The organism is Kitasatospora sp. NPDC088391, from assembly GCF_044753345.1.
Classification (GTDB): Bacteria; Actinomycetota; Actinomycetes; order Streptomycetales; family Streptomycetaceae; genus Kitasatospora.
The window spans coordinates 95410-107727 of the sequence record NZ_JBIVNB010000002.1 but is presented as its reverse complement, the minus strand read 5'-3'; the positions used below and the strand labels follow the sequence as shown (position 1 = coordinate 107727).

Below are 12318 nucleotides of genomic sequence, written 5' to 3'. Positions count from 1 at the left end.
GCGGGAGCGGGAGCGTGCACGGTGGTGTCAGTCCCCCAGTTCCGGGCGCAGGTCCCAGAGGGTGCGCCAGGTGGTGGAGCCCTGCTCGGCGCGGCGGCGGACCGCGCCGTCCCAGTAGCCGAGCAGCCGGGCCGCGTCGGCGGGGTCGTCCTTGCGGACCACGCCGACGAGTTGGCCGGGGAGGCGGCCGAGGACGTCGCCGTCGGTGTCCAGGTAGGCGGCGGTGACGCCGAGCGCGGTGGCGACCGAGACGGCCTCGGCGGTGCTCATCACGGTGGACGGGCGTTCGACGTCCCAGCCTTCGACGGAGCGGCCGGTGCGCAGGTCGCGGAAGGCGGTGACCAGGGCCTCCAGCACGGTGTCGTCGACGGCGTAGGGGGCGCCCGCGCGGGCGACGGCGGCGGTGGACTGGCGGCGGACCAGGTCGATCTCGGCGGCCAGGTCGCCGATCGGGCCGACCGTCTCGAAGTTGAAGCGCCGCTTGAGGGCGGCGGACATCTCGGAGACGCCCTTGTCGCGCAGGTTGGCGGTGGCGATCAGGGTGAAGCCGGGGGCGGCGTGCTGCTGGGCGTCGGGGGTGCCGGCGAGTTCGGGGACGGCGATCCGGCGCTCGGAGAGCAGCGAGACCAGGGCGTCCTGGACCTCGGGCAGGCAGCGGGTGACCTCCTCGACCCGGGCGACCGCGCCGGTGGTCATCGCGGTGAGCACCGGCGAGGGGACCAGGGCCTCCCGGCTGGGGCCCTTGGCGAGCAGCAGGGCGTAGTTCCAGCCGTACTTGAGCTGGTCCTCGGTGGTGCCGGCGGTGCCCTGGACGGTGAGCGCGCTGGTGCCGCAGACGGCGGCGGCGAGCAGTTCGGAGAGCATCGACTTGGCGGTGCCGGGTTCGCCGACCAGCAGCAGGCCGCGCTCGCCGGCCAGCGTGACCACGCAGCGTTCGACCAGGGCGCGTTCGCCGACGAACTTGCGCTCCACGGCCATCGACTTCCGGCCGTGCTTGAGCTTCTCGCCGTCGCTGCCGAGCACGAAGGTGACCACGGCGCGCGGGGTGAGCCGCCAGCCGGGCGGGCGCGGGCCGCTGTCGTGGGCGGCCAGGAACTCCAGCTCGGCCGCGTGCCTGTCCTCCGGCGGCACGATCTGCCGGTCGGGCGCGGGGGCGGTGCTCATGCCTGGTCCTCACTGTTCCACGGAGACGTCAAGTGGGTGATTCGGGGGCTCAACTGCGCTTCCTCCCCCGGGTGTGGGTGACGAGCTGCTCGTAGCCGGGGCGGTCGCCGCCGGTGGTCCGGCGCCAGGCGCGGGCGAACAGTTCGGGGGCGGCGACCGGCGGCAGGACCACCCGGCCGGCCGGGATCTCGTACAGGCCGGCCTTCCAGACCTCCACGGGCAGGCCGGGGGCCTTGGCCTCCTGCCAGCCGCCGGGCAGGAAGAGGCTGCGGCCGGCCCGGGACCGCTTGGCCTCCAGCACCAGGTCGGTGGCGGCGAGTTCGGCCCGGGCCCGCTTGGTCCGGGCGGGCTTCCAGCCGGTCCAGCGGACGGTGTTGCGGTCGGTCGGGTCGGGCAGCGCGAGCAGCTGCAGGTACAGCGCGGCGGCGTCCGGGCCGAGGCCGGTGGCGGCGGCCACCTCGGCGACCAGCTCGGGGGCGCTGCGCTGCGGGTCCTGCGGCCAGCCCGCCGGCTCGTCGGCCGAACTGCCGTGCGCCACCAGGCCGTTCAGGTCGTCGCCGAGCAGGGCGCGGAGCGCGTCCAGGTCGTCGCCGCCGTAGTGCCGGACGGTCAAGCCGTCCAGCAGGTCGAGCAGCGGGTCCGCGGGGCCGGTGAGCGCGGCCGGGCGCAGGTAGGCCCGTTCGCCGTACGGGTGCGGGGCGAGCACGACCGCCTCGCCGCACTCCACGAGCTGTTCACTGCGCGCGGCGCCCTGCTCCGGCAGGCCGAAGTGGGCGCGCAGCACGTCGGGGAGGGTGCGCTCGCGGACGCTGGAGTAGGAGCCGAGGTCGAGCAGCAGGCCGGGGTCGGCGATCCGGGCCCGGACCGCCGCCAGCGCGCCGGGCAGCAGCGGGCGCAGCTCCGAGCCGTACGGCAGGTGGTGGGCCAGCCAGCGCAGCGCCTGGACGGCGCCGGACAGGGTGCGGGCGTTGGGCAGGGCCCGCGGGTCGTCGGCGGCGAGTTCGAGCCCGGAGCCGGTGGTGCGGACCCGCTGCACGGTGGTGCGGGCCAGCCAGGGGGTGGCGGCCGGGTTCAGCAGGTCCTCGATCGCGGAGATGCTGCTGCCGTTGACGGTGGCCTGGGCCTCGTCGGGGAGGGTGACCAGGCGGCCGCGGCGGGCGGTCCAGCACGCGGCGGCGGCGTCCGCGTCGAGGCCGGTGGTCCACAGGTCGGCGGGGTCGGCGGGCAGCAGCGCGGCCAGCACGGCGTCCAGGTCGGCGGTGCCGATCCCGTGCAGCCAGCGCCGGGCCGGGTCGACCTGGGCGTTCTTCAGGCCGTACGCGGCGAGCCGGTCGGCGGGGACCGGGTCGCCGTAGCGGCGCAGCCGGCCGGGGGGCGCGGCGAGCAGCAGGGTGGCGCGGGCCAGGCCGATGCCGGTGGCGGCGTCGAAGGCGGCGGCCTGTTCGGGCCGCCACCCGACCGGGCCGCGCTCGCGCAGCAGTTCGGCGAACCGGGCGGCCCAGGCGGCGGGCAGTTCGTCGCGGACCCGGCGCTCCTGGACGACGGTGAAGTGCCCGACGGGGCCGAACGCGCCGGACGGGTCGTGGTCGAGGGCCTCCCACTGCAGTTCCTCGCCGTAGCGGCGGCAGGCCAGCACCACCACGGTGCGCCCGCCGCGGCGCAGCACCTGGCCGATCCGGGCGGTCGATCCGCGCCGGTCGCCCTGCTCGCCGAGGGTGACCTGACGGAACGTCGGGCCGCGGTCGGCGAACGGGCCGGAGGTGAGTTCGGCCAGCATCAGCAGCAGCGAGGCGCGGGCCTTGTCGTCGGTGAGCGGCGAGGCCGCGGCGAGCGCCAGGGCGGCGGTGCGGCCGAGCAGCGGCGCCCAGCCGTAGTGGTCGCCGCCGCCGAGCAGCTTCAGCCGCAGGCCCTCGTCGTCGTGCCGGCCGGGGGGCGCGAGCGGCACCGACCCGGAGGTCCAGTCGGCGGGCTGCTCGGCCGTTGCGGCGGGCTGCTCGGGCGTTCCGGCGGCCAGCAGGTCGGCGACCGTCCGCAGGTTGCCGAGCACGTGCCAGCGGTCGGTGGGGTGGTTCCAGGTCCGGAAGCCGTCGACGTCGCCGTAGGCGTCCTTGAGCGCCTCGCCCAGCTCGCCGTCCCGGCCGTGCTCGGGCCGGTACGCGGGGGCCTCGGCGGGTCGTTCGGCGGCGGGCCCGGACCCGGGCTCGGGCTTCGGCGCGGGCAGCGGGACGAAGCGGGCGGCCTGGGTCGCGGTCTCGGTGGCCATCCGGACCAGGCCCGCGACGCCGGCCAGCAGCCGCGGGTCGGTGAGGCCGGGCAGCAGCCCGGCGGTCGCGGTGAGCGGGACGGCCGTGGCGGCGGAGGTCTGGGCGAGCTGCCGGACGGTGCCCTGGATCAGCAGCCGTTCGGGGCGGCGCGGCTGCTCGACCTCGGGGGCGTCCACCGGCCAGCCCGCGTCGATCAGCTCGAACGCCTGCCGGTCCGTCAGGTCGCGCAGCAGCTTCGAGCCGGACTCGTCGCGGGGGCGCAGCGCGTGCCAGAACTCCAGCGGCGGGACCAGGGCCGTTCCGGCGGCGTCCAGCCGGCCGGGGGCGAGGGGGGTGAAGCCGGACAGCACGTCGCCGGGGCGGCCTTCGCCGTCCGGGTCGATCAGGTCGAGGTCGCGGGCGGCCTGGGCGAGCACGGGGGCGGGGTCGCCGGGCAGGGCGAGCAGGCCGACCGGGACGTGCCGGGGCACGCCGGTCCAGGAGAGTTCGGCCCGGCGGCCGTCGACGCCGCGGAACACCGTCCGGTCGCCGTCGGAGCGGACCGCGCCGCCCAGCACGGTGCCGTCGGTGCCGAGCGGGGTGTGCTCCAACCCGGGCTGCATCGGCAGCAGTCGGGAGCGCTCGGGGCGCAGCGCGCCGGTCCCGCCGTCGGCGGCGAACAGCGGCGGGACGGACGTCCGGCCGCGCTGGCCGGTCTGCGGGTCGTACTCGGCGAGGGCGGGACGGCCGTTGCTGTGGCGCAGGACCCAGTGGCCGGTGCCGTCGCCGTACACCTCCAGCTCGTCGGGCATCGCGGTGTCGCCGGCGTGCAGCACCCGGCCGCCGGTGGCGCGGCCGCCGCCGGGCAGCGGCAGCGAGAGCGGGTTGAGGCTGTGCGCGCCGTAGTAGCCGGAGACGATCCGCTCGCCGGTGAGGGTGAACTGCCGGTCCGGGCGGCCGGACCAGTAGGCGCGCTGCTCGTTCTCCTCGATCCAGGCGACCAGCAGTTCGCCGTCGACGTACCGCAGCCGGGGGCGGTGCCAGCGCGACAGGCCGGCGGGGACCCGCAGGTCGTGCTCCAGCAGGACGCCCTCGGGGCCGACCACGACGGCCTTGTCGTGCCGGACCAGGACCAGGTTCGGCCAGGCGCTCTCGATCTGGAGGTCCTTGAGGGTGGCCCGGCCGGGGGCGCCGGCGCCGCCGTCGTGGCCGAGCCGGCGCAGGCCCTCTTCCAGGGCGGGCCAGCCGAGTTCGTCCAGGATGCCGGCGCGCAGCGTGCGGCCGAGCCGGGCGGCGACGTCGAGGCCGGCGATCCGGGCGGCGGCGGCCGGGTTGGCGAACGCCATGGCGCGGCGGAAGTTGCCGAGGCCGGTCAGCAGGCGGTGCAGGCCGGCCAGGCCGCGGGTGGCCTCCAGCTCCTCGGCCCAGTTGTCCGCCCATTCGACGAACAGCTCGTGCAGCGCCGGGAGTTCGCCGCCCAGCACGGTGAGGCGCTGCGGGTCGGAGCCGCCCCAGACGGGGGCGACGGCCTGCCGCAGGGCGGGGCGGAACCGGGGGTCGGCGGCGACCGCGGCGAGGCCGCGGCGGCCGAGGCGCTCCTCGGCCAGCCAGGGGGCGAGCTGGAAGGACAGGCCGGACGGTGGGTCGGCGACCGGGACGTCCGCGGCGAGCAGCAGGTCGAGCAGCTCCAGCGCGGTCGGGTGGTTCTGCTGGAGCTCCACCGGGACGGCGTCGGCGCGCAGCCGCTCGACCATCCGGGCGGCGAGCTCCACCGTGGGGACGCAGGCGGCGCGGGCCCGCCAGCCCCGGTTCAGGTGCGCCGTCCAGCGCTGCAGCCAGCGCGCGGCGGGCTCCGCGCCGTCCGGCCGGGGGCCGGTCAGCAGGTCCTCGGCGCCGCTGTCGCGCAGGATGCCCAGCCACTCCTCGTCGACGGCGGCGTTGTCCTTCGCCCCGGACGGGTCGGGCAGGACCTCCAGCAGCCGGGCCCGGACGGCCGCGTCCTGCCGGGCCGCCTCGACCAGCGGGGCGCGCCAGGACTTCCAGACGGCGGACGGGGTGCGGCCGACCGCCGAGGAGGACAGCAGCTCGGCGATCAGCGCCCGCTCCTGCTCGCGCTGGTCCAGCCCGGCGGCGCGGATCAGCGACCGGGCGTCCTCGGCGATGCCCGCGTACGGGGCCATGCCGGCCGCCGAGCGCTCGGTGCACAGCTGGCGGAAGCGCTGCCAGGCGGTCAGCGCGTCCGAGCGGGCGGCGAGCTCCTTCACGTACTGGCGCAGCGCCTTGACGGTCAGCGCGCCGCCGAGCGCGAACTCCAGGAAGACGGCGCGCAGCCGCTCCTCGTCGACGGCCAGGCTGAAGGTGCGCTCGGCCTCGCGGGCCTTGCCGAAGAAGCTGGCGGCGTAGGTCTGGTTGCCCTGCTCCAGGAAGATCCGGCCGACCTGCTCGCAGTACGTGGGCAGGAAGTGCGGGACGGCCCGGCCGAGGCGGACGGCCAGCTCGTCGAAGCCGTCCTTGGCGTTGCCGGGCTTCGACTTGACCTGGCGGGTCAGCCGCTCCATCTCCTTGACCACGGCCAGCGCGTGGTGCCCGTTGGCCGGGTCGTGGACCAGCGCCCAGGCGGGGAAGCCCAGCGCCTCCTGGCGGACCTGGCCGACCTCGACCGGGGCGGTGGCGGGCTCCAGGCCGAGGAACTCCACGGCGAGGTCCTCGGCGGCGCCGAGCGCGCCGGGGACCAGCCGGACCACGGTGCGCCCGTCCAGCGCCGGGTGGCGGTAGCCGCGGGCGGTGAGCACGTCCGCGGTGCTGTCGGCGCCCTCGACCGGGGCCAGGGTGCCGACCGGCAGCACCGCCCCGGCATCCAGCAGCCGCTCGGCCTGCTCCTGCTGCTCCTGCGTGTCGGTGGCGTTCTGCCCGCTCATGCCGACTCCTCCCCTTCGATCGTGCGGCCGGCGTACAGCGCGGCGGCCATCCGCATGCCCTCGGACCAGGCCACCGGGCCCACCTCGCCGAGCCGCAGCGTCCGCCCGTCCGCGGCCGTCCAGCCGAGCGCCCCGGTCTCGCACTCGTCGTACTCGTAGTAGTCGCCCACCCAGAGGCGGGCCTCCAGCGTCCGGCCGTCCTCGACCAGCGGGACGGTCGCGTACCCGCCGCGCACCCGGTAGCCCGAGCGGGCGCAGCGGCCGAGCAGTTCGCGCAGCTCCTTGTAGCGGCCGCCGGCGAAGGTCTCCACCCGGACGGCCTCCGGGTCGGTGTCGGCGGGGCGGTGCCAGACCTCCCGGTGCAGCTGGCCGAGTCGCTGCTCGACGCCCAACTCGGCGGCGAACTCCCGCAGTTCCTCCAGGTCCTCCAGCAGGACCGGGTGCGGGAGGCGGATCTCCGGGTCGGTCAGCCGGACGGTGTCGCCGTCCAGGTCGACCAGGCCGAGGCCGCGCTCCGGGTCCGCGTCGCGCAGGAAGCCGGCGACCGCGCCGTCCGCGCCCGTCACCACCAGGTCGCGCAGCACCGAGCGCCACGCCTCGTCGGGCCACACCGCGGCGAGCACCGCGGCCGGCACCGGCAGCGAGCGGACCATCCAGCGCTCCGCGTCCAGCAGGCACTGGCGCTCGTGCGCCTCCAACCACTCGGCGAGCTGCCGCAGCCCCACCACCACCGGGTCGTCCTTCACCTTCGGCGGCACCGCCTTCAACCGCCGCCCGGCCGCGTTCCTGCACGCGACCTTCCCGTCCGCCTCCAGCGCGACCTCGTAGTCGCCCGCTGCCAGCCACCCCACGACGGTGCCTCCCACGTGCCGTTCCCGATCAGAGCAGCAACGTATCCGCCACCCCCGACACCCGGGGCACCCGCCCCCACCCCCGCCCGGAACCGGAGCCTCCGCCCGGCCCGGCCCGCCCCCGGTCGAGGGCCGCGGCGTCCGCCCGCTCCGGGTGCTACCGCTCCCGGGTCAGGGCGCGGAAGGTCTCCAGGGCCTCCAGCAGGCGGCGGGCCTCCGGGTGGGCGGCGGGCGGCAGGGCGGAGAGCAGTTCGCGGACGGGGGTGGGGCGGGTCAATCCGGTGATCAGCCCGGTGAGTTGAGGGGGTGTCAGGGTGCTGCGCAGGAGGTGTCCGTTGGCGGCGCACAGCAGGGTGGCGCCGACCGGCTCGTACAGGATCCGGGCCCGGGACCGGATCGTCGTGTCGTCGGTGAGCGGCCGCGGCGCGGCCGGCGGGGGGACGGGGCACAGTCCGGCCGCGCTCCAGTTGCGGAGGGCGAGCGCGGTGACCCGCTCCCGGACGGTTCCGGGGTCGCGGTAGGCCCGGAAGACCTCCAGGGTCTGCTCCAGTGCTTCGGGGAGCGCCCCGTCCGCGGGCGGTGCGGGGACCGACAGCGGGGCGGTGGCGGCGGGCAGTCGCGCCAGGGCGGCGTCCGGGTCGACCATCGCATCGGGGGTCCGGCCGAGCAGCAGGTCGTCGACGTCGTGGACCGCGCGGTGCGCCTCGCGCGGCACGCCGACGTTGACGCTGGTCGCCGACCCGCCGTCGACGCTCTCGCCGACGTGGTAGTAGCGCGCGGGCCAGTACAGCAGGTCGCCGGGTTCCGGTTCGGCGGTGAACGAGGCGTCCAGGTACGGGTGGTAGTCCAGTTTGGTGGTGACCGGCTCGGTCCACGGGCAGTCCCGCCAGAACCGCATCCGCTTGCGGCCCTCCAGGGCGAACAGGAAGGTGGCGAAGCGGTCCCGGTGGACGCCGACGGGGGTGTGCTCGTAGTTGCCGTGGAAGAGCGTGGTGATCGCCCCCGACACCGGCAGTCCCGTGCGCTCCCAGAGCGGTTCGAAGAACGCCCGCTGGCGCTCCCACTGCCCGGGATGGAAGGCGTGGAAGGCGTGCACCACCAGCGCGTACCGGATCTCCGGCGAGAAGCCCGCCAACTCGGCGTCCAGCCGCCGCCGGTAGCCGTCGAAGCCGCCGTCCGCCGCGCGCGGGAACCAGTCGGCGGGCTCGGACTGCTGGAACCGCCCGACCGCGAACTGGGCGTTCGGCGGCATCAGGTACGGTCCGGGCGGGCGGGTGCCGCGCGCGGTGGCGGCGAAGACCTCGCCGGGCTCGAAGGGCGCCGGGGCGACCGCCTTGATCAGCACCGGCCGCCGGTCCCAGTAGCGTGCGGTGAACTCGTCCCAGTCCAGGGGCCCGCGGACCACGGCCAGGTCGCTCCCGGGTGCCGTCGTCATCCGTCCGCCCGCCCTTCCCCGCCGATCGAATCGGCCGGCTCACCCGGTTCCGCCGGGTCGGCCAGGTCGACCGCCCGCAGGCGGTGCAGCTTGCCCAGCAGGGCGAGGACGGCCGTGTTGCGCTCGTCCGCGCCCACCGCCCGGCACAGTTCACCCACCGTCAACTCCCGTCCCGGCCAAAGCTGTTGGGCGATCCGCTCACCGGCCGCGCCGCCGACCGGGAAGGCGTGCCCGTCCACCGCCCAGATCCGGCGGCCGGGCCCGTCCGGCAGCCGGAGCAGCGGACGCACCACCCGCAGCCGCCGCCCGGGCCCGAGCGGGACTCCGGGCCGGGGGTCGGGCGCGGGCTCCAGCCCGGCCGAGGAGCACCAGGCCGCCCACCGGGTGCGCAGCGCGGCGGGCAGTTCCGGGCCGTCGGCCGCCGCCCGGACCGCCTCGCCGACGGCGAGCAGCGCGGCGGGCGGCCCGGCCGGGGTGCCGACCGGCGGCGGGTAGGGCATGCCGGGCACCGCGCCGTCGTACTCCAGGCGGTCCCGGACGCCCTCGGCCAGCAGGTTCTTGACCGCCCCGGTGGCCAGGCGCCGCGCCCGCGGGACGGAGATCCGCAGCGTCACGCAGCCGTCGCGGTGGTGCTCGCGCCAGCGGGAGCCCTCCGGCCAGTACAGCAGCTCGCCGACCCCGGCCCGCAGGACGCGCGACCCGCCGTCCCGGTCCGGGAGTTCGACTTCCAGGACCCCGGCCGCCACCCAGGTCAGCACCGCGTGCTCGGAGGGCACGGCCAGGCCCCGGAGCCGGGTGAAGCCGTCCCCCTCGGTCAGTTCGGCCTCGACCGGCAGGCACGGCAGGCCGACCCGCTCCCACAGCGCGGCGAGGGCGTCCCGGACGGCCGCCCACAGCACCGGGTCGGTGTGCAGGGGCTGACGGACGCTCAGCAGGAACCCGGCGTCCGGCCCGCTGCCGGGCGGCTCGGCGCGCAGCCGGTCCCGGTAGGCGGCCGGGGTCGGGTCGGCGGCGTCGGGCAGCAGCCGGCCCGGCGCGCCGAGCCAGCCGTACGGGGTGTGCAGGCGGACCTGCGGCAGGGTCCGGAACACCGTCCCGGCCCGGAACGGCCCGCAGGCGGCGACCACCGTGCGGTGCAGGTGCGCCGGGTCCGCCGGGGCGGCCGCCGCCAGCCGGGCCGGCTCCTTCCCCCAGGCCCGGCCGAGGAGTTCGGTCCAGTCGGTCGCGCTCACGCCGGTTCCCCTCCGCCCTCGGACGCCCTTCCGGGCCCGTCCCCTTCCCCGTCGTCCCCGTCCCCGTCCGCCGGTGCCGGGTACTTCTCCGCCAGCAGGGCGGCGTAGTCGGCGAGCGGGCCGAGGCCGACGGCCGCGCGGCGCTCGTCCACCCGGTCCGGGTCCTCGATCGGGCACGGCCGCAGCCCGCCGCCCGCGTCCCGTTCGAACTTCGTGCCGTACAGCTGCGGGCGGCCCTCGTCCCGGCGCAGCGCGTCGGTCAGGTAGGCGACGTCCCGCCGGGGCGTGTCGCCGCGGGCGGCCGCGGCCTCGACCAGGGCCAGGCACGCGCGGCGGAACGGGAGGTCGCCGGTGCGGTGCTGGAGCAGCGCGACCGCCGCCGCGGCGGCCTCCGCGCCGACCAGCGCGCGGCCGGGCCAGCCGTGCTCGGCGACCACGCCGCGCAGCCAGGCCGTCCCGGTGCCGGTCAGCCGGTCGAGCTTCGCCTCCAGCACCGTGTCGGTGAAACCCCCGGCGGCCCACGGACCGCGCAGCGAGGCGTCGATCCGGTCCAACCGCAACAGGCGTTCCCGGACCCCGTCGACGTCCCGCACCGACGGCTCGGCGACGCCGCCCGTGGGCTCGGCGTCCGCGCCGAGCGCGTCGATGCGCAGCCGCAGCCGTGCCTCGTCCCAGTGGTAGGTGATCCGGCGGCCCGCCGCCGGCCAGTCGAAGGACACCTCGCCCTCGCGCGGGCCGCGCCACCCGATCCGCACGCCGCGCCCGGGGTCGTGCCGGCCGCCGGCCCGCCCCGGGCCCAGGTCGCCGTGCACGTGCTCGACGGCGTCGCGCAGCGCGATGCCGAGCCGGGCGAGGTCCAGTCTGCGGCCCTCGCGGACGGCGGCGACCGGCGGCCAGGGGCGGTCCGGTCCCCAGTCCGGGGCGTCGGCCGGGCCGGTGCGCGGGCCGGGGTGCGGGCCGGGGCCGGGCGGCGTCCGGACGGCGAGCAGCGGTCCGCCGTCGGCGGTGCGGAAGAAGTACGGGACGTCGCCGTGGGCGAGCTGCTCCAACTCGCACTCGGTGAAAGGAACTTCGCTCCCACCGGCGTACTCGGCGGTCGGCCGGGCGATCACCCGCAGCACGTGGTCGGCGGCGCGCTCCCCGAGGAAGTCCGCGATCCGGGCGCGGTGACGGCAGATCAGCGTCCAGGCGTCGAACATGCCGCGCAGCATCGACGGCAGGTGGGGGCCGTAGCCGGTGCGGCCGGCGGTGTCGCCGACCACGGTGCGGGTCTCGGTCCGGGTGAGCGACAGCGTGCGCCGCTCCAGCCGGAGCGAGCCGTCGGGTCGCGGGCGCCAGCAGAGCGGGGGGCCGTCCGGTTCGCACCAGCGGGCGGTGTGCTCCAGGCCGACGTGGTGCTGGGTGGAGACGGCGGGGTCGTGGAGCAGCCCGGTCTCGAACAGCCGCTCCAGGTCGGCGAAGTAGGCTTCCAGGTCGACCGGGAACGGCAGCGGTTCGCCGTCCTCGGGGCGTTGGCCGATCAGCACGTTGCCGCCGATCAGGTCGGCGATGCCGAAGGCGAACGCGGCGGCGGCCAGCGATCCGGCGCGGTGCCAGTAGCGGGCCGCGGCGGCGGGGGCGAGGACGGCGCCGCGCAGGGCGAACCGGCCCTCGGCGCGCAGGACGCCCCGGGCGGGCGGCGGCCCGATCCACTCCTGCCAGGAGTAGTCGTCCCGGTCGGGGCCGCTGCCCGGCCGGACCCGCAGCGTCGGCAGCCGGACCGGGCCGGACGCCGGGGGCAGCGCGTTGAGCAGCGCGAACACCGAGTCCTCGGTGGCCAGGAAGAGGCGTTCGCCGGTCGCCGGGCGCGGCTTGTACGCGAGCCGGGTGCCGTCGGCGTACTCGACCCGCAGCACCCGGCGACCGCCGTTGTGGGTCTCGTCGCCGTTCGCCCACAGGCCGGTGACCGGGCCGGTGACCGGACCGGCGGGGCGGTCGCGGGCCAGCCGCTCCAGGAACAGGGTGAGGAAGTCGAGGTACTGGCCGGTCCGGCGGTCGGCGGAGGCGGCGGCCCGCTCGGGCGGGCCGTCCAGGCAGGTCTCCAGGGTCTCGGTCAGCAGCGGCCCGAACAGTTCCGCGTTCTCCGGCCCCAGCACGCCCGGGGCGACCCCGGCCGCCCGCGCGCCGACCCGGTCGGACCACTCCGCGATCCGTTCCAGCGCCTGGCGCAGCGGCGCCCAGCGGGCGTCCGCCAGCCCGTCCGCCAGGGCCCGCGCGTCGGCCGGGCCGCCGAGCAGTCGCTCGACGGCGAGCGTCCCCTCCGGACCGGGGCCGACCACCGGCGGAAACGCCCGCCCGGCCCCGCCCCGGGCCACCTCCGCCAGCAAGCGCCGTGTCCCGTAGGGGAGTTCGCCGCCCCGGGCGGCGTCCCCACGATCACGCAGTTCCATGCGGCCCCCAGCCGGACGGTCGGTGTCCGACACCGCGCGGCCGACC

The 12318-nt window shown here is 77.4% G+C and carries 6 protein-coding genes; all 6 read right to left on the bottom strand.

Annotated elements, in window-relative coordinates:
• Nucleotides 1–27 precede the first annotated feature (27 nt).
• Nucleotides 28–1164, bottom strand: a complete 1137-nt coding sequence (locus ACIQBJ_RS05210; protein WP_400703798.1) for an AAA family ATPase — start codon at nt 1162–1164, stop codon at nt 28–30.
• 49 nt (nt 1165–1213) lie between these two features.
• The gene (locus ACIQBJ_RS05205; protein WP_400703795.1) at nt 1214–6325 is read right to left on the bottom strand and encodes a hypothetical protein; all 5112 of its coding nucleotides are present in this window, start codon (nt 6323–6325) and stop codon (nt 1214–1216) included.
• On the bottom strand, nt 6322–7176 hold the full coding sequence (locus ACIQBJ_RS05200) for a DUF4132 domain-containing protein (protein ID WP_400705792.1): 855 nt from the start codon (nt 7174–7176) through the stop codon (nt 6322–6324). The genes ACIQBJ_RS05205 and ACIQBJ_RS05200 overlap by 4 nt, the downstream gene beginning before the upstream one ends.
• A 157-nt stretch (nt 7177–7333) precedes the next feature.
• Nucleotides 7334–8611: a JmjC domain-containing protein gene (locus tag ACIQBJ_RS05195; RefSeq protein ID WP_400703792.1), complete on the bottom strand. Its 1278-nt coding sequence runs from the start codon at nt 8609–8611 to the stop codon at nt 7334–7336.
• Nucleotides 8608–9843, bottom strand: a complete 1236-nt coding sequence (locus ACIQBJ_RS05190) for a hypothetical protein (protein ID WP_400703789.1) — start codon at nt 9841–9843, stop codon at nt 8608–8610. Before ACIQBJ_RS05190 ends, ACIQBJ_RS05195 begins: the two co-directional genes overlap by 4 nt.
• A complete protein-coding gene (locus ACIQBJ_RS05185; RefSeq protein ID WP_400703786.1) occupies nt 9840–12272 on the bottom strand; it encodes a DUF4135 domain-containing protein in 2433 nt (810 codons plus the stop codon). Before ACIQBJ_RS05185 ends, ACIQBJ_RS05190 begins: the two co-directional genes overlap by 4 nt.
• Between the last annotated feature and the right edge of the window lie 46 nt (nt 12273–12318).